Source organism: Lamprobacter modestohalophilus (assembly GCF_016583905.1).
Taxonomy (GTDB): Bacteria; Pseudomonadota; Gammaproteobacteria; order Chromatiales; family Chromatiaceae; genus Lamprobacter; species Lamprobacter modestohalophilus.
Genome location: NZ_NRRY01000002.1, coordinates 174164 through 192812, shown reverse-complemented (window position 1 = coordinate 192812; position 18649 = coordinate 174164). Strand labels below are relative to the sequence as shown.

At 61.5% G+C, this 18649-nt stretch carries 17 protein-coding genes and 1 other RNA gene; 6 read left to right on the top strand and 12 right to left on the bottom strand.

Features of this window, described 5'->3' with window-relative positions; genetic code table 11:
• Nucleotides 1-36: 36 nt before the first annotated feature.
• The 3 genes from ubiH to CKO42_RS02065 all read right to left on the bottom strand — a co-directional run bounded on the left by ubiH (nucleotide 37) and on the right by CKO42_RS02065 (nucleotide 3768).
• Nucleotides 37-1350, bottom strand: a complete 1314-nt coding sequence (ubiH, locus tag CKO42_RS02075; protein WP_200237738.1) for a 2-octaprenyl-6-methoxyphenyl hydroxylase — start codon at nucleotides 1348-1350, stop codon at nucleotides 37-39.
• Between the two features lie 225 nt (nucleotides 1351-1575).
• Nucleotides 1576-2991 carry an aminopeptidase P N-terminal domain-containing protein gene (locus tag CKO42_RS02070; RefSeq protein ID WP_200237735.1) on the bottom strand — a complete coding sequence of 472 codons (1416 nt, stop codon included), beginning with the start codon at nucleotides 2989-2991 and terminating at the stop codon, nucleotides 1576-1578.
• Nucleotides 2992-3768 (bottom strand): UPF0149 family protein, encoded by a 777-nt coding sequence (locus CKO42_RS02065; RefSeq protein WP_200237732.1) that lies wholly within the window; start codon nucleotides 3766-3768, stop codon nucleotides 2992-2994. It lies immediately after the preceding gene.
• Nucleotides 3769-4108: 340 nt separating this feature from the next.
• Between CKO42_RS02065 and CKO42_RS02060 the strand changes: the two genes are divergently transcribed.
• The 4 genes from CKO42_RS02060 (at nucleotide 4109) to CKO42_RS02045 (ending at nucleotide 5492) form a co-directional block, all read left to right on the top strand.
• Complete coding sequence (locus CKO42_RS02060; RefSeq protein WP_200237729.1) at nucleotides 4109-4318, top strand: TIGR02449 family protein; 210 nt, start codon at nucleotides 4109-4111, stop codon at nucleotides 4316-4318.
• Nucleotides 4318-4680: a cell division protein ZapA gene (locus CKO42_RS02055; protein ID WP_242479046.1), complete on the top strand. Its 363-nt coding sequence runs from the start codon at nucleotides 4318-4320 to the stop codon at nucleotides 4678-4680. The genes CKO42_RS02060 and CKO42_RS02055 overlap by 1 nt, the downstream gene beginning before the upstream one ends.
• Before the next feature lie 13 nt (nucleotides 4681-4693).
• Nucleotides 4694-4879, top strand: a non-coding RNA gene (ssrS, locus tag CKO42_RS02050) — 6S RNA.
• A 25-nt stretch (nucleotides 4880-4904) separates the two neighbouring features.
• Nucleotides 4905-5492, top strand: coding sequence for a 5-formyltetrahydrofolate cyclo-ligase (locus CKO42_RS02045; protein ID WP_200237726.1), 588 nt, complete (start codon nucleotides 4905-4907; stop codon nucleotides 5490-5492).
• Nucleotides 5493-5696: 204 nt separating this feature from the next.
• Here the strand turns inward: CKO42_RS02045 and ilvA are convergent, their stop codons facing one another.
• Nucleotides 5697-7226, bottom strand: coding sequence for a threonine ammonia-lyase, biosynthetic (gene ilvA / locus CKO42_RS02040; protein WP_200237723.1), 1530 nt, complete (start codon nucleotides 7224-7226; stop codon nucleotides 5697-5699).
• 304 nt (nucleotides 7227-7530) lie between these two features.
• On the opposite strand from ilvA, the gene rpiA reads away from it, so the two are divergent.
• Together rpiA and CKO42_RS02030 are read left to right on the top strand one after the other, a co-directional pair.
• Entirely contained in the window at nucleotides 7531-8199 is a 669-nt protein-coding gene (gene rpiA, locus CKO42_RS02035) for a ribose-5-phosphate isomerase RpiA (RefSeq protein WP_200237720.1), read from the top strand.
• Between the two features lie 468 nt (nucleotides 8200-8667).
• Complete coding sequence (locus CKO42_RS02030) at nucleotides 8668-9045, top strand: hypothetical protein (protein ID WP_200237717.1); 378 nt, start codon at nucleotides 8668-8670, stop codon at nucleotides 9043-9045.
• A gap of 111 nt (nucleotides 9046-9156) precedes the next feature.
• Here the strand turns inward: CKO42_RS02030 and CKO42_RS02025 are convergent, their stop codons facing one another.
• The 8 genes from CKO42_RS02025 to dsrK form a co-directional block, all read right to left on the bottom strand.
• Nucleotides 9157-10320, bottom strand: a complete 1164-nt coding sequence (locus CKO42_RS02025) for a sulfur reduction protein DsrS (RefSeq protein ID WP_200237712.1) — start codon at nucleotides 10318-10320, stop codon at nucleotides 9157-9159.
• A 109-nt stretch (nucleotides 10321-10429) separates the two neighbouring features.
• Entirely contained in the window at nucleotides 10430-10744 is a 315-nt protein-coding gene (locus CKO42_RS02020) for a HesB/IscA family protein (protein ID WP_200237708.1), read from the bottom strand.
• Between the two features lie 163 nt (nucleotides 10745-10907).
• Nucleotides 10908-12293 (bottom strand): cobyrinic acid a,c-diamide synthase CobB, encoded by a 1386-nt coding sequence (locus CKO42_RS02015; RefSeq protein WP_200237697.1) that lies wholly within the window; start codon nucleotides 12291-12293, stop codon nucleotides 10908-10910.
• A 56-nt stretch (nucleotides 12294-12349) separates the two neighbouring features.
• On the bottom strand, nucleotides 12350-13582 hold the full coding sequence (gene nrfD / locus CKO42_RS02010) for an NrfD/PsrC family molybdoenzyme membrane anchor subunit (RefSeq protein WP_200237692.1): 1233 nt from the start codon (nucleotides 13580-13582) through the stop codon (nucleotides 12350-12352).
• Between the two features lie 70 nt (nucleotides 13583-13652).
• Nucleotides 13653-14432: a sulfate reduction electron transfer complex DsrMKJOP subunit DsrO gene (gene dsrO / locus CKO42_RS02005; protein ID WP_200237686.1), complete on the bottom strand. Its 780-nt coding sequence runs from the start codon at nucleotides 14430-14432 to the stop codon at nucleotides 13653-13655.
• A 29-nt stretch (nucleotides 14433-14461) separates the two neighbouring features.
• A complete protein-coding gene (locus CKO42_RS02000; protein ID WP_200237680.1) occupies nucleotides 14462-14929 on the bottom strand; it encodes a sulfur reduction protein DsrJ in 468 nt (155 codons plus the stop codon).
• Between the two features lie 28 nt (nucleotides 14930-14957).
• A complete protein-coding gene (locus CKO42_RS01995; RefSeq protein WP_200237674.1) occupies nucleotides 14958-16919 on the bottom strand; it encodes an NAD(P)-binding protein in 1962 nt (653 codons plus the stop codon).
• Between the two features lie 142 nt (nucleotides 16920-17061).
• On the bottom strand, nucleotides 17062-18594 hold the full coding sequence (dsrK, locus tag CKO42_RS01990) for a sulfate reduction electron transfer complex DsrMKJOP subunit DsrK (RefSeq protein WP_200237669.1): 1533 nt from the start codon (nucleotides 18592-18594) through the stop codon (nucleotides 17062-17064).
• Nucleotides 18595-18649: the final 55 nt, after the last annotated feature.

The following is an 18649-nucleotide window of genomic DNA, read 5'->3' as shown; positions in this document are numbered from 1 at the left end:
GCCGCTCACGGAAACGGGGCTCGGTGGCCAGGAACATCAGGATTCGCTTGGCCGGTCATTGACCGGGTCAACGATGAGCAGCGGCTTGGTCGCCGTTGCAGGCGCCGGTGGCAGCGCGCTCTCGGCTGGCAGTCCGCGGGCAAGCCGGGGCTGAGGACCAATCGCACCCATGAACCGGCGCGCCAGATGATGTCGCGCCGGCGGCAGCAGGTCCAGGCCCAGCAGCCCGAGATTCCGACCGGCTCGTACCGGACCCCAGGAATTGACGAACAACCGCGCTAGACCGTCCGTCAGTCCGGCGATCAATGCATGCTCAGGCGCACGCCGGCGTCGATAGGGACCGAGCACCGCTGGACCGCCGATATCCTGTGCCGTGCGCTGCGCATCGACCAGCAGATCCGCCAGCTCGGCGACGTCGCGCAACCCCAGGTTGAAACCCTGCCCAGCGACCGGGTGCAGCGTATGCGCGGCATTACCGATCAGCAGCAGTCGCTCGCGCGTGAGCTGGCTCGCTAACATCAGCCGCAACGGATAGGCGATGCGCCGACTGGGTCGCGTCAGCTCGCCGAGCCGTGCGCCGAAGCGCATCTGCAGCGCATCGATGAAATCAGCATCCGATAGCCCCAGGATGCCTGCAGTATCGGCCTGGCGCGCGGTCCAGACCACACCATAGCGGCCCTCGGTCATTGGCAGCAGCGCCATCGGACCCGTGTCGGTGAAGCGCTCGAAGGCGGTGCCAGGCCGGGTGGTGGCGGGAACCCGCTCCGGCGTCACCGTGGCGATGATGGCGTCGTAGCCGTAATCGTGTGCGCGCACCTTGAGCCCGAGCCGCTTGCGCACTGAGGACTCGCCCCCGTCGGCGGCCACCAGCAGCCCGGCCGTCAACAGCTGCGACTGCCCAGCCACTGCAACCTCAAGGCTGACACGGTCTTTGGTGATCTGCAGCCCCTGCAGACGCGCCGGCCGCAACAGGCTGATCCGCGCGGAGGTCTCTAGGCGTTTGCTCAGTGCCGCGCCCATCACACGGGCCGGCGCCACATAGCCGAGTGCGGGCACGCCCTCGTCCTCGGCATCGAGATGCGCGAAGCCGAAGTGACCGCGATCGGAGACGTGCACATGCTGAATGGGCGCGGCATCGGGCTCGATCGCGGACCAGAGGCCCATGCCCTGGAAGATCCGTGCGCTGCCGAGCGAAAGCGCGATCATGCGCTCGTCATAGCTTGGATGCGCCGGCGCATTGGCCTCGGTGGCCTCGACCACGGCGATACGCAGCCCGGTCTCGGCGAGCGCAACGGCAAGACTGGCGCCAACGAGGCCGCCGCCGATGATGGCCAGATCATAGTCGTGCATAGCTAAAGTCTCGGCTCTCCGGTTCGCGCTCTGGATCAGTCTTAAAATATCGGCGCAGTCTGATGACGTGTCGGCCGGCCTAGCAATGCGTTCTGTTCGGTCGGCTCGCTCGAGCTGCTGGTCCGCCCAGCTCGCTCAGCTCGAACTAACAGCGCAGCGGGTCTCTCTGTGCCACTGTCGAGATCACCGCGCGGGGCAAGCACGGGCCCGCGCCCAGGCTCCAGCTTAGGCACCAGCGGCTGCTGCCGCCATCAGCGCCTCGATCTCATCGGGCGCTTTTGGCACCTTAGCCGAAAGGATCTCAGGCTCGCCATCCGTCACCAGTACATCGTCCTCGATGCGGATGCCAATGCCCCGGTATTCGGCTGGCGCCTCGGCGTCCGGGGCGATGTAGAGCCCGGGCTCGACGGTCAGCACCATGCCCCGCTCAAACCGACGCCAACGCCCGTCTTGCTTGTACTGACCGACATCATGCACGTCCATTCCCAACCAATGACCGGTCTTGTGCATGAAGAACGGCTTATAGCGTTCGTCTTTGATCAACTGCTTCAGGTCCGCACCAGCGGCGTCGATTAGGCCAAGATCAACGAGCCCTTGGGTCAGCACCTTGAGCGCTGCCTTGTGTGGCTGGTTCCAATGGTTGCCGGCACGTACCTTGGCGATGGCTGCCAGCTGGGCCTTGAGGACCAGATCGTAGAGACGGCGCTGAGCGGGACTGAAGAGACCATTGGCCGGGAAAGTGCGCGTGATGTCAGAGGCGTAGCCATCCAGCTCGCAGCCGGCGTCGACCAACACCAGATCGCCGTCGCGCAGCACATCGGCATTCTCGATATAGTGCAGCACGCAAGCGTGGGCACCACTGCCAACGATCGGCTGATAGGCCTGGAAGCGGGCGCCCTGCTCGGCGCAGGCGGCGAGAAAGGTCGCCTCGAGGCGCTGTTCTGAGCAGCCCGGTTGCGCAGTCTGCATCAGTCGCTGGTGCGCCGCCGCCGAGATGTCCGCGGCACGCCGCATCGTCTGCAATTCCGACCTCGACTTGATCAGCCGCCGCTCATGGAGGTATCGATCAGCGCTGACCAGCTCCGTCGGCGCACTGATCCCCTTGCGCGCGAGCGCGCGCACCGCACGTAGCCAACTGATCACGCGTCGATCAAAGCCATCATCGAGCCCTAATGGGTAGACCACGCGGCGGCGATCAGCAAGGATCGCAGGCAGCTTCTCATCCAGCTCGCTGATCGGAAACGCCTGATCGGCGCCAAAGTGCTCGACCGCGCCTTCGACTCCATAGCGGAAGCCGTCCCAGATCTCGCGCTCAGGATCACGCGGACGGCAGAACAGCACGAAGGCCCCATCCTTGCGCTTGGGCGCCAGCACGGCGACCGCCTCGGGCTCCGGAAAGCCGGTCAACCAGGCCAGGTCGCTGGACTGCCGATAAGGATGATGCACATCCCGATTACGAATCACCTCTGGCGCCGCTGGTAACAGCAGGACGCTGTCATCACCCAGCGCCTTGAGCAATTCCCGCCTCCGACGTTTCAGCTCAGCCGCACGATAGGGGTGTTTGGACTGATCCGCGGCTCGCGCTGGTGTTGGTGTTGGTGTTGGTGTTGGTGTTGGTGTTGGTTGAGCCTCATTCGCCATCTAATGCATTCCCATCTCGGCAACTTGCCGGTCGCGTTCATCGAGCAAGGCCTTGGCCCTATCCTCGCGGATCAACATGGCCGCGACGCGGAGAAATTCGACGATCTCGGTCAGCGCCTGCTCATCGGCATCGCCCTCGACGATCGCATCAAGATCCATGCGCGTCAGCTCGACCAGATCATCAAACGCCTCAGCGGCCTGGCCGAGCAGCTGTTCACGGTCCAAGCCACCCAGCGCCAAACCGAACAGCAGGCCGCGCACCCAATCCAGTACGGCATGTGCACGCTCTTGGAGGAGGCGGTCCTCTGGCGGCAAGAGCAGGTCGAAGCTCAACGAGGTGGGGCCAATCGCCGACTGCGTCCAGGCCGCGAGCTGCTCTAATGCCGCGCTGCGCTCATCCGCGTCGGCATCGGCGTTGACATCAGCAGGATAGCCGGCATGGGCGCCGGCGTGATCATGACTCGGGTCATCGCAGCAAGCATGAGCCTCGGCATGCCCGGCTGCAGAGGTTTTTCGCCCCTGGAAAGTTAGGTCGATAGGAGCTGGAGCCGCGGCGGCGTCGATCACTGGCTCTAGCCCCCATTCCGAGCTTGAGTTCGACTCCGCAGCTGGGGTCGCCAAGAGGAGCTGCGCTTGCCAACGCTCTAGCGGATCGGGCAGATGTAGGGCGAGCAGACCACACAGCATCCCTTGCGCCTCAGCTGGGCTTGGCGCTAGCTCGACACCCGCCAGTAGACGGGACAGTCTGTCGTAATCTGGGGCGACGGCAAAGGCCATGAGCAAATCCTCATCATCAATCGGAACCGCAGCGCTGCTGGGCTAACAGACATAGTGCATCGCCATCCCGGACGACGAAGCGCTTGTTTCGGTCATTGTTTCGGTCATGTTGACAGCGCATCGCCAAGCCAAAAGAGTAAGCGATGACTGCTCGGTGCGCTTCAAGGCTCATACTGCCATCGTCAAAGACCAGCCTAGGCGGCAACCGTTGCTGCGGACAAAGCGAAGTGTGACCGGGGCCACGTTGACAGGCCATGCTCGTGACGATGTCGACGCCATCGTTTGACCCAACCTTGGTCCCCTTCTATAGTCTCGGCAAGCTTTTCCGCGGGGGCTCGGCATGGCCGACTTCGATATCAATCTACTAGAGCAACATGTCGAGACGCTGATCCGCAAGTGTGAACATCTTCGCGAGGAAAACGCCTCCTTGCGAGCGAGTCAAGAGCACTTGGTCGCCGAGCGTGCCGAGCTGATCGAGAAGACCGAGTTCGCGCGCAGCCGAATCGAGGCCATGGTCGCACGTCTTAAGGCGATGGAGGAGCAATTGTAATGAACCCATCCGACAATGGCCGCGTGATGCCAGTCACGATCCGCATCCTGGACAAAGAGTATCGGATCGCTTGCGGACCCGAAGAGCATCACGGCCTGATCGATTCCGCCCGACTGCTCGATCAGCGCATGCGCGAGGTGCGCCAGAACGGCCGCATCATCGGCGCCGATCGCATCGCAGTGATGGCTGCCCTGAACCTCGTCTACGACCTGATGCGCGAGCGCGACGAGATCAGCGAGCAACGCGACCGGCTGCAGATGATCCAAGAACGCTTGTCTGATGCCATTGAACCGCGGCCTCGCGCCGAGGATGCACCAGCAGCGGAGCCGTCCGGGCTAGACGCTGCCAACGATAAGGTATAGTCTCGATCTCAGACATCTCCTGCAGTGTACGGCAGCGGCCTGGGTATTTTCTTGAGCCTAATTCGTACCCCGGGGACGCTGAGAATCTGGCCGTTGTGCATGTCCGCCTCGAGCGGAAAGCCTGAAGCCGGATGTAGCGTTCCCACTTGAACCCTCAGGTTCAAGAACGAAGGACTGCACCGGCACAGGTGGGAGGTGTCTCTCCTTTCTCCCGCCGGATCACTGTGACTGACCCCTTGCTTCGCCGCCGCCTGCGTCGTGCACGCCTTGCGCTGAGCCAGCGCGACCAACGCGATCACGCCGAGTCCGTATGTCAGCGACTCATCAGCAGTGGCCTGATGCATGCCGCGAAGCGCATCGCGCTTTACCTCCCGATTGCCGGCGAGCTCGACCCATCACCGATCCGCGCGCGGCTTCAAGGCCGTCGCCGCTGGTATCTGCCGGTGCTGCGCCAACACGCACCCGGCCGACTCTGGTTCGTGCGCCTTGATGCCAGTTCCAGATTCAAGCGCAACCGTTTCGGCATCCCAGAGCCCGCCGCCCGTGGCCGCAAGATCCTGACACCGCAGGGGCTGGATCTGATCTTAGTGCCACTGGTTGGATTCGACGCCCAGTGCCATCGCATTGGTATGGGCGCCGGCTTCTACGATCGCAGCCTCGCCTTCCTCGGCGATCGGCAGCATTGGCAACGACCCCGGTTGATCGGCCTGGCGCATGAGTGTCAGCGCGTTGATCACATCGAGCCCGAGCCCTGGGACCGGCCGATGGACGCGGTGGTTACCGAGCGCGCACTTTACCAGCGCCAAATCTGACGCGGTGCTGGCGATCGACGTTAGGCGATTTCTGCCAAATCGCTTACTGCCTTATGGTCTTTTCGCCCGCCTTCCGCATCGCATTACCGGCCAAATAGCCCGGCTATGCTCCCGGCGACGCTCCAGTTGAAGGCGAACGAAAATACGGCAGATTCGGTACGCGCTTTTCCGGCAATCGCCTCAGCCTGCTCTTGCCACGATCAGTCAGCCACCGCGCTCGATGCCGGCAAACAACCGATAGGCCGGATTCTCACTCTCGTCCCAGAATGGATAACCCAAACCGGTCAATAGCTCAGTGAGCTCCGGCACCTCGGCCTCCGGCACCTGAAGCCCCATCAGCACCCGCCCATAAGCAGCACCATGGTTGCGATAGTGGAACAGGCTGATGTTCCAGCGCCGACCAAGCCCGGTCAGGAAGTTGAGCAGCGCGCCAGGACGCTCCGGAAACTCGAACCGCACCAGACGCTCATCGCAAACGCCAGGCGCGTGACCGCCAACCATGAACCGGATATGCAGCTTCGCCGTCTCGTTGTCGCTCATATCGGTGACGGCAAAGCCCTTCTTCTCGATGCGCTCGAGCATCTCGTGACGCTCCGCGAGGCCACCGCCAAGCTCGACCCCAACGAACACCACCGCCTCTTGCTGATCCGCGTAACGATAATTGAACTCGGTGATCTGACGCTTGCCGAGGGCCTTGCAAAAGGCGAGGAAGCTGCCGGGGCGTTCCGGGATCTCGACCGCGAATAGGGCCTCGCGGCGCTCGCCAAGCTCGGCACGCTCGGCGACGTGGCGCAAGCGATCGAAATTGATGTTGGCGCCACTTTCGATCGCGACCAGGGTGGCACCGCGGATACCGCTGCGCTCAACGTACTGCTTGAGCCCAGCCACCGCTAGCGCCCCGGCCGGCTCCGCGATACCTCGCGTGTCATCGTAGATATCCTTGATCGCAGCGCAGATGGCATCGGTACTCACCAACACTACCTCATCGACCGTCTCGCGGGCGATGCGGAAGGTCTCCTGCCCGATCTGCCGGACCGCCACCCCGTCGGCGAACAGCCCAACCTCCGGCAACACCACGCGCTCATCGGCGGCAAGGGCCGCATGCAGCGTCGGCGCATCCTCGGGCTCGACACCAATGACCTTCACCTCGGGAGAGATCGCCTTCACATAGGCCGCGACCCCAGCAATCAACCCGCCACCGCCGACCGGCACGAAGATGGCGTGCGGCGGCTCAGGAAGCTGGCGCAGGATCTCCATGCCGATGGTGCCTTGTCCGGCGATGACGTCCGGATCATCAAAGGGATGCAGAAAGGTCAGGTTGCGCTCAGCGGCCAACTCCATCGCGTAGGTATAAGCCTCATCGAACGAATCGCCGTGCAGCAACGCCTTCGCGCCCCAGTTGCGCACCGCATCCACCTTGATGCCGGGCGTCGTCTTCGGCATCACGATCACCGCCTGCACCCCCAGATGCGAGGCCCCCATCGACACGCCCTGCGCATGATTGCCGGCTGAGGCCGCGATCACGCCCTGCTCGAGCGCGGCTGCCGGCAGATGCCGGAGCTTGTTGTAGGCGCCACGCAGCTTGAACGAGAACACCGGCTGCAGATCCTCGCGCTTCAGCAAAACCTGATTGCCGACCCGCCGCGACAGGCCTTTGGCTAGGGTTAGCGGGGACTCGATGGCGATGTCGTAGACGCGAGCCTTGAGAATGCGCTCGATGTAGGCGTTCAGCATGACGATTACCGTGAAACAAGCGCTTCATCGTCCGGGGTGGCGACGCGCTATGGACGTTAACGTGAATCTCGCTCGATTCATTTTCCGGAGTGGGCGCCGCACCATAAGATGCGCGTTAGATCGGTTCGAAGAGAGGCGCGGTCGCCGCGCAACGGCACAGGCAAAACGCCTCAGGATACGACAGATGACGCCGAAAGGCCTTTGATATACTGCTGGTCCTGCAGCAGACCGCTGCCAGCGCGGCGAATTTAACCGCCTGCAAACGCTGTCTCCCCCATCACCACATCGTTTTCGAGGATTGACCATGGACTCTGCACAGCGCCAGGACGAATTAAAGAAACAAGCGGCAGAGGCCGCACTGAGCCATGTCGAGGGCGGCGTCATCGGCGTCGGCACCGGCTCGACCGTCAATCATTTCATCGATTATCTCGCCACCATCAAGGGCAAGATCGATGGCGCCGTCTCCAGCTCGGAGGCCTCGAGTCAACGGCTCAAGGCGCACGGCATTCCGGTGCTCGATCTCAACGCCACCGGCGGTCTGTCGCTCTATGTCGACGGCGCGGACGAGTCGAACAAGGCGCTGCAGCTGATCAAAGGCGGCGGCGGCGCGCTGACGCGCGAAAAGATCGTTGCTGCTGCCAGCGAGCGTTTCGTCTGCATCGCCGATGAAAGCAAGCTGGTGCCGGTGCTCGGTGCCTTCCCGCTACCGGTTGAGGTCATCCCGATGGCCCGCAGCTATGTCGCCCGCGAGCTGGTGAAGCTCGGTGGCAATCCGGTCTGGCGCGAGGGTTTTACCACCGACAATGGCAACCTGATCCTGGACATCAACGGCCTACAGATCATGGAGCCGATGAAGCTCGAGCAACAGATCAACAACATCGCCGGCGTGGTTACGGTCGGCATCTTTGCGCTGCGGCCTGCAGATGTGTTGATCCTTGGCTCCGCCGACGGACCGCGGACGATCACCGCCTAAGTCGCTGTCCATTCTCTACTTCCCGATGCTTCCCAGACAGTAACGATCAGATTGGGAAGCGGACGATGTACAGCTTCTAGGCCCGCTGTGATCCGTCATGGCGTCACATGAGCGATCGAAAAAATAATCCGCAGGAAACACGCCTCAAGAGCATCTGTGGCCACTGAAGAGAATGGAAGGAGGCCATGGTGCAGGATGATCCAGCGTTCACCCGGCTCCTAAGCCGGGCCGCAAGGCTTCCTGCCGGCTTATCGCCAGAAACGCGACTGAAGCGGCTGTGGACGACCCCAGATCTGTATTACTCACATGTCAGGCGCCGCCTAAGCTATGGCCACATCGCATCGGAGCGAGAGCTTGCTCAAAACGCTTTTGACGCACTCGCGCAGGCACAACGTGGACGTGTCTCGCGTGGCGCGTTCCCTGTGTTGGAGATCGAGAATGGCAAATGGTCTATGATTTTAGACCAAGATGGGCGTATCAAAACGGTCTACCCGATCGAGCCGGGCCGCCCGTCTTTCTCCGACAATCAACGGCGACTGGGGCATCAAGTCGATGACATCGATCTCTCGCAGCGAGTCCTTGCGTCTTTTACGCGGTTATTTGGGACATATTGAGTATTGGGACCCGGAATGCGGGGATGCATTCCTGATGCTCAATGCGAGGGAGTGGCTGGAAGATCACCTAGCGGATCTGACAGCGCCTGAGAAAGAAGCCCTCGCAGCCGGGGACGAGCGTTTGCTGAAGCTGTCGCGAGACACGGCAGACGCGACGCTTGATGTCGAGTATTTACGCGAAACGGCGAAGATCGTGGCGGTCAGTCGGCTACCGTCTAGGATGGCTGCATGAGTGCACAGTGCCATTGCGGCGGTACCACCCTGCTCCGCCTGGACTGGCTGGCGCAAACCACGGCTATTGACCTCGCTGCGGCCCGCTGAAGATCTGATCATGGTGGTAGACCTAGCCAAGCAGTCGCGAAATCTGTGCCTGGAGCGGATCGATCGCTGGCGTTAGCTTGCGGCGCATCAGGCTGCCGAGGGTTGTTGGATCGGGTAGCAGGGGGCGAATCAATCCGTAGCCGGCGCCAGAGAGCACGCGCATCGCAGCCAGGTCCGGGGCGGCCGCTGGAAGTCGCTCGAGGATGCGCTGAACCTGTTCCGCTATCGGCGCAGACCCAGCCTCGTCGATCGCCACGCCGCCTCGGGTATCGCCGCCAAGCCCCGCGAAGGCCTCGCCGTCGGCCAGCAAGGCCTCGATGGTGAGATTCGGATCGCCCTCCGGACGTAGCACGGCAAAGTAGCCCCGGAGAAGATCGAAGCCGGCGCTGACGATATCCTGATTTGGCGGCTTGGCCAGCACGGCCGAGAGGGTCTTGAGAAAGCGCTGTCCACCGGCACTGGTGACGCGGACCAAGAGACCGGCCACGGCATTTCCAGCGCTCAGCTCATCGGCCAGCGCTGCCGCGATCTCGTCGGCATCGGCCCGCGGCTGCGGCTGCTCCGGCAGGTCATCGGGCCGTGCGCGCAGAAAGCCAACCAGATAGGCCTGCTTGCGCGTCGACTTCTTCCACAGCTCGAGGATCTTCTCATCACTCAGGAGCCCCGGCTGCAGCACCAGCCGGACCGACTCCATCATCGTCTCGTGATCGGTCTCGAACGGCAGGTACTCGACCAGATAATCAGCCAACACCGGTCCCATCTCGCTCGCGACGATGGTCGGGTTGCGCAACATCCGTCGCGCATTCTCGGCATCCTCCATCGCCCACCAGGCGCGGCGTGCCAACTCCGGGGTGAGGCCGGGCGAGCCAACCGCCGCGACCACAGCCTCTGACTCTCCGAGCATCAACAACTGCTCAAGACTCTGGTCGCGCATCTGCCCCATCCGCGTCCAACGCCGCAGATACACCGGGTAGCCACCCGGCGAGCCAAGGATATGACCAGAGATCAGTTCCTTGACCGCACGCAGATAGCCATCGACGGCGCCACTCGGATTCAGCGCCACCTTCGCCTCGCCGCGCTCCGACAGGCCATAGACAACGAGGCGTGACTCGTCGATCCGAATCGCCTGCGGTCGACTCGCGATCAGCACGTTCAGCCGCAGATTATCCTCGCTCGACAGTTCCATCGATCGCTCTCTTTAGAGACTACGCTTTTAGATCACGTTTAGAGACCGTCCTTAATAGACCGCTCTTAATTGACCAACCTTAGAACCAACGAGCGCTCAAAGGACGCTGTCAGGCATCGGCCGGCGGCTGATAGTTCGGATCCTTCGGATTCATGAAGATGAAGTGCGGCTTGCCAGGCTCGAGTTCGACGAAGTCCATCACTGTCTGATCCAGCAGCGGTACATCCTCTGGCGTCATGACCAGATCCACGCCTTCGCTCTGGAAGCGGATGTCTTCTTCAGTCGGGGCATCGAAGCCCATGCGGTAGTCGATGCTGCCATCAGCCTGTTGGGTCGCCGCAAGGCGCAGCGACAGGCCATCGGTTCCAGCCTCTTTTGCTGCCTTCAAGACCTGCTCAGCTGCTGCTGTCGTTAGTTTGAACATAAACCCTCATCCTATCTCGTTGCCAAGGGCCCGGGCACAGATTTGGCCGCGTGACCATGTCCGCCTAGAAACCGGCCTTCATCGCGCGGGGCAGAGCCTAGAGCCTCGCGATGAAGCCGTTGTTTCACGGCCACATCCGCCCGAGCTGCAGCGGCAGCACCGGCTAAAGCACTGCCCTAACACGATCGACGAAACGCCGCGTCCAATTGACCCCGCCGACATCGCGCAAATGCGCATAGCTCGCCAGCAGATTGTGCTGAATGATACCGTCATGCGCGCCATCAATGCCGGTGCCGCGGAGAACATCGAAGGCATAGCGCCACTCGGCTCGCGGCGCAACGATGGCGGAATGATGGAATTCATGTGCGCAGATCTCACTGACATCGGCCGGCACGCGCGGCCATGGAAAGGCCTCAGTCTCACGCAGACGCACATAACCGCGCCCCTGTGGACGCGCGTGCATGGCGACATCGGCGTCGAGCACCGCGCACATCTGGCGCGAGTCGTCACCCCAATGTAGCCGCTCGCAGAGATACATCAGTCCGCCGCACTCCGCGTAGGTCACCCCACCATCGGCGATGAAGTCAGCAATCGACTGGCGCATTGAGCGATTGGCCTCAAGCTCCTGCATCCGCGATTCTGGAAAGCCGCCACCCAGGATGAGCCCATCAACGGCCGGCAGACTCGCATCAGCGAGCGGACTAAAAGGCACCAGCTCAGCCCCGGCGCGCTCGAGCCCGGCGAGGTCATCAGGATAGTAGAAGCCAAACACCTCATCCCGCGCGATGCCGATTCGCACCGAACTGCCGCTGCGCGCGCGCTGCTCCGACCAAGCAGGCCGCATGACCTCCCAGTCGGGAGTCGGCGCGTCTTCGGCGATGCTAAGGATCTGATCAACATCGACGCAGTCAGCGACCGCGCGGCGAATCGATTCAACCGTAGCCTCGACCGCCTCGGCCTCGTTGCTTGGTATCAACCCGAGATGGCGCTCCTCGATCGCAAGCTCAGCATCGCGAGGGATCGACCCCAGCAGCGGCAGATCGGTGTAATGCTCGACGACGCGGCGCAGGTTCGCCTCATGGCGGCCGCCACCAACCTTGTTCAGGATAACGCCTGCAATTCGCAGATCGGGATCAAACGCCTGGTAGCCAAGTAGTAGCGGCACGATCCCGCGCCCCATCCCCTGGACATTGATGACGAGCAGCACCGGCGCACCCAGCAGCTTGGCCAGTTCCGCGTTCGAGCCAGCACCATCCAGGCTCGGACTATCGAACAGACCGACATTGCCCTCGATCACACCGATCGTCGAGGCCTCGAGCAGACGCTTGAAATCACTCCGGATCTCGTCGACAGGCATGCTGTGATAGTCGAGATTGTGGCAGGTACGCCCACCTGCAGCGCGGGCGAGCCACAGCGGATCGATATAGTCAGGACCCTTTTTGAACGGCTGAACACGCTGACCGCGCCGCGATAACTCACGGATCAAGCCGATGCTCAGCGTCGTCTTTCCAGAGGACTTCTGTGTCGCCGCGAGGTAGAGGTGCGCCATCGTTGATCAATCAGTCGCAGGTCAACAGGCGCTGCTGCCAGGGTTTCTTCTTGAAATCAGGCCGTCGAGCGCGCGCTCGCATGCGGATCGACGTCACGATCGGCCAGCGACTCAGGCAGGAACTGAAGCACCCGCACGCCAATGGCGGTGATCAGCAACGCGATGCCAACCCCACCGAACCCGAGAAGCAGCTCAGGGAAGCTCGGGGAGTAGGGTGCGACCTGTCCACCGATGTCCCCCGGCGCGCCAAACTGGATCACGCTGTAGCCAGGGAACATCTCCTGCGGATAGGCCTGACTACCAACGATGATGACGTACATCGCGGCGAGCCCACCAACGATCACCATGCCGCAAGCAGCAGCGATCCAATCACGTCGCTGACTCAGCTCAGGGTGATAAATGATCCCGAGCGGCAACAGTCCACCAATCAAGATCCAGCCAACCCAGAACAGACCGGTGTAGAGACCACCACTGATCAAGAAGAAGGTCTCGATGTCGTCATTCTTGGCGCCATAGAGCTTGGTGAGGTGATAGATCAGGGTAAAGTACAAGATGGCCGCAATAAACAGAGCAAGCAGATTCTTGAGTCGCTTGAGCATGGCTGGGCCGATGGGTCGACCATCCGCATCGAAGGCATAAAACAGCACCAGCATGTAGATCGCAAGACCGTAGGCGAACGACATGACTACGAACAAGGGCGCAAGAATCGCCGTATCGTAGGCCTCGCGACCGACTAGGAAGCCGAAGATCGAGCCGGTACCGGTCGTCAGTGCCAAGCGCCAGAGGAAGGCGAAGGTGCCCACAGGCTTTTGCAGAGCGTTACCCTTGCGCTCGGCCATGGTCCAGAGGTAGCCGATGACGATCGCCGCGAAGCCAGAGTAGAGGAAGATATTCCAGGCAAAGATCGAGCTGAAATTGTAGGTCGTCATCGCGACCAGTAGCCGGTCGGGACGCCCCAGATCCAACACCAGCACCAAAAGCCCACCGATCAGCAACGCGACCGCCAATAATCCGGAGAGGCGCCCGAGCGGCTTGTACACCTTCTTGTCAAACACGGTGCCAATCGAGGCCACATTGAGCGCACCCGATGCGGAGATGATCAGAAACACCGCGAACACGTGCGGGACGCCCCAGACCACGGAGTTCGTCATACCGGTAACCCAGTGGCCATGGTGCTCCATGTAGAGCGCCGACAGCCCACCAACCGCGATCACTGCGGCGAGGATTGCGAGTAAGCCCCAGTAGCGCTGGGGTTGGAGCAGCCATTCCCGATAGACGATTCTTTTCATGCTCACTTCTCTAACGTGGTGCGATGGCGTCAACAGCCTGAACAGCGATCAGGGGCTTGCAGCGCAGAGGTCAGATGCCGGCGTAGCGCACGCCGGTATTCAGGCCGAGGTCTTGGCGGATCTGCCGGCTTGGGGTCTTGGCCAATGCCTGCCGCAGAGGACCCATGGGATCTTTCAGGTCGCCAAAGATCAGCGCCTGATGCCCTTCAGCGGAGCAGGCCTCAGCGCAGGCGGTGGAGATATCGCCCGAGTCCAGACGATGCGCGCAGAGGTTACAGCTCTCGACGCAGCCCTTACCGCGCGGAGCACGGGTCAGCTTGTGATCGACCTGCTCATGAATAAATGACCGCGCCTTATAAGGGCACGCCATCATGCAATAACGGCAGCCGATACAGGTGTGGCGGTCGACCATGACAATGCCGTCCGCGCGCTTGAACGATGCCCCGGTCGGACAAACATCGACACAAGGCGGATGCTCACAGTGCTGACACATCAGCGGCAGGTTGGTCACATGACCGGTGAGGTTGTCCTGCAGCTTGACCTTGCGAATCCAAACGGCGCGCTGATTTTCCCATTTAAGCTCGTCTTGACCATGCGGCTTCGACTGCAAGTTCAAGCCGTTTTCGCTATCGCAGGCGTCAACACAGGCCGTGCAGCCGTCAGCGCACTTGCTGGTATCGACCAGTAGCCCCCAGCGGTGCAAATCGGTCACAGGATCAGTCCGCGCAGCCGCATTGGCCACCGGGGTGTGTAGGAACACGCCCGGTGCGACCGCAGCAGCGGATACCCCAGCAGCGGCGCCGAGAAAGTCTCGGCGACCTTGGTTCATCGATTCGTTTTCATGATTCATCGTAACGATTGCCTCGCCTCGCTGAATGCCTATCGCTCGGCGGCCGTTGGTCCGATTGGAGCGGACCCGGTCAAATGCGCGTGTGCCGCGGCAACCTCATGGTTCCAGGCTTCACCCCGAGGAACGGTTGCATGGCAGTCGAAGCAGTTCATCTCGACCGACGCATACGCGTGGCAGCTGCGGCAGAATTGCCCCTCCGCATCGATCTCGATGGGAGCGCCGGTGTCGTCGTAGCCAACATGGCACGAGACACAGCCCGACAGGCCGTGACTGTCACCACGAATACCCCCATAGACGGTCTCGTCGCGCTGGTGACGGATCAGCTCGAAGTGATTGCGCCGCATGTATTCAGTGGGCTCGACGCAGTTCTCTAGCGATGCCGCCTTTGAGCTTGGCAGCACGAAGTCTCCGACCCCCTCGGCGTAGGCTGCCGACCCCACCCCGAGTACGGCAGCCAGTAGCGCGAGGAGGACGCCTTTGGTCATGATCGTTGCCATCGACGCCTCTTGCTCTGTTGCGGGTTGCTTATTCACCGAGGCCCATCTTGATGTAGCCAGTCGGACAGACATCAGCACAGATGTGACAGCCGATGCACTTGTCGTAGTCGGTATCGACATAGCGGCCGGTGGTGCTCTCGGACTTGTTGACCCGGAACACAGCATCCTGCGGACAGAAGATGACGCAGTTATCACACTCGAAGCACATGCCGCAGCTCATGCAGCGCTTGGCCTCGTTAACGGCGTCTTCCTCGGAGTAGCCGATCACGCGCTCCTTGAAGTGACCGAGCACCTCTTCAGAGCTTGGCACCTCTTCACGGCGCAAGACACGAGGGGTGTGAGGGAAGTGCGCGAGGTAGAGCTCATCGTGCGGGATGACCTCAGCGCCGGAGCGATCCTCGTAATTGTGGATCGCATAGTTCGCGTCAGAGGTACCGCGCAGGTCACCGCTGGCTTCGACCTTGAACTGCTCTGGTGCCAGCTTGGCCTCATTCATCTTGGCCAGCAGATCGAAGTGATGCACGTCGACCTTCGGACGACGCTTGTGCTCGGCCTTGTTGACGTATTCGTCGATCGACTCGACCGCAATCCATGCCTGGCCGATCGCGGTGGTGAGCAGATGTGGACGAATGATGTCGCCAGCAACGAAATGACCAGGCTTGTCCGGGACCTGATAGAACTTGTCGCTATTCATCAGACCACGACCGTTGTCGAGATCCTCGAGGCCGGTCAACTCACCGCCCTGACCAATCGCAGCGACCACCAGATCGGCGTCCAACACCCGCTCGGTGCCTTCCACCGGCGTCGGGCGGCCATCCTTCATCTCGCAGTCGGCAACCTTCAGACCGATCGCTCGACCCTCAGCATTCTTGATCACCTCGACCGGCATCACACCGTCAAGGACGGTGACGCCTTCGTGCAGCGCGTCATGCACCTCATGCTCGGAAGCGGTCATCTTCTCACGCGTGAAGAGCGAGGTCAGGGTCACCTCTGCGCCTTCGGCAGCCGCGGTCATCGCGGTGTCGTGGGCAACGTAGCCGTCGTGGATGACCGTCTCGGGCAGGTCACTCTTGCCGCTCTTAGTGATATGACCAAGGCGACGCGCCACCGAGACCACATCGATCGAGGTATCACCACCACCGACGCAGACTACCTTATCAGCGGTGACCTTCATGCGGCCTTCATTGAAGGCCTTTAGGAAAGCAACGCCAGAGACGCAGTTCGGGGTGCCTTCCCAACCCGGCACGGGCAGCCCACGGCCTGACTGACAGCCAATCGCCCAGAGGATCGCATCGTAATCCTTCTCGAGCTGATCAACGGTGACGTCGACACCAACCTTGGCACCCATCTTCAGCTCGATCTGACCCATGTCGAGGATGCGGTTGATCTCGGCATCCAGCGCATCACGCGGCACGCGGTAGCCGGGAATACCGTAGCGGAACATGCCGCCCAGCTCGCTGTTGGCCTCGAAGATGGTCGCGGCATGGCCTTTCCGACGCAGCTGGTAGGCCGCGGCCAGTCCAGCCGGTCCACCACCAATGACCGCGACGCGCTTACCGGTATCGACCGGCGCCGGCTCGAACTTATAGCCATTGGCGGTCGCGGTGTCGCCGATGAACTGTTCGACGGCATTGATGCCGACGAAGTCTTCGACCTCGTTCCGGTTACAGCCATCCTGACAGGGCGCTGGGCAAACGCGGCCCATCATCGATGGGAATGGATTCGCATCGGTGGAGCGACGGAAGGCATATTCTTGCCAGGTCATGCCCTCGGGCGGCTGCTCAATGCCGCGCACGATCTGCAGCCAGCCGCGGATGTCCTCACCCGACGGACAGCTCCCCTGACACGGCGGCGTCTTGTGCACATAGGTGGGACATTTATGGGACGTATCCTGAACAAAGATTTGTTCAGTCAGGTTGTCCCAAACGTTGTCGCCATCCTCAAAGCGGCGCCAGGAAAGTTTGGTCATTTCGTCAGTGGAAGTTGCCATCGATAACGCTCCTAACAAGAGTCGAAGTCGAGCTGAGGCTCTTGGTTGATCACCGGCGCTGGATGCGTCCGTCGCACCCGAAGCTCGTATTAGCTACAGTCTCAATGCAAATGCATTAGCAGGGCCACGGTCGGTTCCTGCTTCAGGCCGCCTCATCGGCAACCTCGTCTTCATCGTCGGTCTCTTCGCCGGTCAATACCAACGCGTTCGAGACGAGTTGATGGACGCTAACGATCTGATCCAGGTCCATCCCGTAGTAAGGCAATACCTTGGTGAATTGGCTCTTACAAATAGCGCAGATCGCGGCCATGTGGGTGACACCCTTCTCCTGCATGACATTGTTCAAGGCCTCAACCCGCGGCTGAGCGCCTTTGACCCGGATCTCCATCAGATCATCCGTGAGCAGACCGCCACCGCCACCGCAGCAGAAGGTGCGATCGCGGATCGTCTCTTCATCCATGTCATAGAAGTTATTGCAGGTCGCGCGGATGATGGCGCGCGGAATATCGAATTGGCCGCCGGGTCGGTCACCCATCCGCGAAGCCCGCGCAACGTTGCACGAATCGTGGTAGGTGAGGACCATGTCGTCATTCCGGCTCTTGTCCAGATTCAGCTTGCCTTCCTGAATCAGGGCGTAGGTGAATTCGCAGATATGCTGCGGCACCGGATAGCGCGGATCGAGGAAATCCCAAGGCCCGGCGAGCGTATTCAAGAAGCTGTAGGCGACGCGCCAGGCATGCCCACACTCGCCGAACACGATGCGCTTGACCTTCAACTTGATCGCGGCCTCGCGGATACGCAGCGCAACTCGACGCATGTTCTCGTAGGAGCCGATGAACATGCCGAAGTTAGCGGCCTCTGAGGCATGACTGCTTAGAGTCCAGCTGACACCAGCCTCGTGAAAGACCTTGCCATAGCCAATCAGCCCATCCACATGCGGCTCGGCAAAGAAGTCGGCTGAGGGCGTGACCAGCAAAATGTCAGCGCCTTCTTTATCGACCGGGTATTTGACCTCGACCCCGGTGTCATCGAAGACATCCTCTTCGAGCCCCTCGAGCGTATCGACCAAGGCCGGACCAGGCAGGCCCAGGTTATTGCCGATCTTGTAGACCTTGGCGATGATCTCGTTACAGTACTTCTGCCCGACACCGATGTGATCCATGATCTCGCGCGCCGCCATCGAGATCTCAGCCGTGTCGATGCCATAGGGGCAAAACACCGAGCAGCGCCGGCACTGCGAGCACTGATGGAAATAGCTATACCAGTCGCCGAGCACTTCTTCAGTCAGGTCCTCGGCGCCGACCAGTTTCGGGAATAAGCGACCCGCGATGGTGAAATGGCGGCGATAGACCTTGCGCAGCAGATCCTGACGGCCAACCGGCATGTTCTTTGGATCGTGCGTACCAAGGTAGTAGTGGCATTTATCGGTGCAAGAGCCGCACTTGACACAGGAGTCCAGGTAAACCCGCAGCGAGCGGTAGCGCCCGAGCAGATCGCCCATCTTGTCGATCGCCTTGGTCTGCCAGTCATCGACGAGTTCGCCTGGGAAGCCGAGATCGGCCTGGAACTGCGGCTTCGACTTGAACGGGCTCGAGTGCGCCATGACGCCCGGCTCGATCTCCGGGATCTCTGGGTACTGCTTGAGTACGGGGACTTGGAAGTCGGCCTTCGCCATGATTCAACCTCGTTTCGAAACGTCGCCAGCCAGGGTCGCAGTGATCAGCGCAACA

Bases quoted from the DNA above. Each gene is read 5' to 3' on its own strand.
- CKO42_RS02000 (WP_200237680.1), bottom strand. From the start codon at position 14,929: ATGGCAACGATCATGACCAAAGGCGTCCTCCTCGCGCTACTGGCTGCC.
- dsrO (WP_200237686.1), bottom strand. From the start codon at position 14,432: ATGAATCATGAAAACGAATCGATGAACCAAGGTCGCCGAGACTTTCTC.
- CKO42_RS02065 (WP_200237732.1), bottom strand. From the start codon at position 3,768: ATGGCCTTTGCCGTCGCCCCAGATTACGACAGACTGTCCCGTCTACTG.
- CKO42_RS02015 (WP_200237697.1), bottom strand. From the start codon at position 12,293: ATGGCGCACCTCTACCTCGCGGCGACACAGAAGTCCTCTGGAAAGACG.
- CKO42_RS02020 (WP_200237708.1), bottom strand. From the start codon at position 10,744: ATGTTCAAACTAACGACAGCAGCAGCTGAGCAGGTCTTGAAGGCAGCA.
- dsrK (WP_200237669.1), bottom strand. From the start codon at position 18,594: ATGGCGAAGGCCGACTTCCAAGTCCCCGTACTCAAGCAGTACCCAGAG.
- CKO42_RS02030 (WP_200237717.1), top strand. From the start codon at position 8,668: ATGGGCGTATCAAAACGGTCTACCCGATCGAGCCGGGCCGCCCGTCTT.
- CKO42_RS02055 (WP_242479046.1), top strand. From the start codon at position 4,318: ATGAACCCATCCGACAATGGCCGCGTGATGCCAGTCACGATCCGCATC.
- CKO42_RS02025 (WP_200237712.1), bottom strand. From the start codon at position 10,320: ATGGAACTGTCGAGCGAGGATAATCTGCGGCTGAACGTGCTGATCGCG.
- CKO42_RS01995 (WP_200237674.1), bottom strand. From the start codon at position 16,919: ATGGCAACTTCCACTGACGAAATGACCAAACTTTCCTGGCGCCGCTTT.
- rpiA (WP_200237720.1), top strand. From the start codon at position 7,531: ATGGACTCTGCACAGCGCCAGGACGAATTAAAGAAACAAGCGGCAGAG.
- CKO42_RS02070 (WP_200237735.1), bottom strand. From the start codon at position 2,991: ATGGCGAATGAGGCTCAACCAACACCAACACCAACACCAACACCAACA.
- nrfD (WP_200237692.1), bottom strand. From the start codon at position 13,582: ATGAAAAGAATCGTCTATCGGGAATGGCTGCTCCAACCCCAGCGCTAC.
- CKO42_RS02060 (WP_200237729.1), top strand. From the start codon at position 4,109: ATGGCCGACTTCGATATCAATCTACTAGAGCAACATGTCGAGACGCTG.
- ilvA (WP_200237723.1), bottom strand. From the start codon at position 7,226: ATGCTGAACGCCTACATCGAGCGCATTCTCAAGGCTCGCGTCTACGAC.
- ubiH (WP_200237738.1), bottom strand. From the start codon at position 1,350: ATGCACGACTATGATCTGGCCATCATCGGCGGCGGCCTCGTTGGCGCC.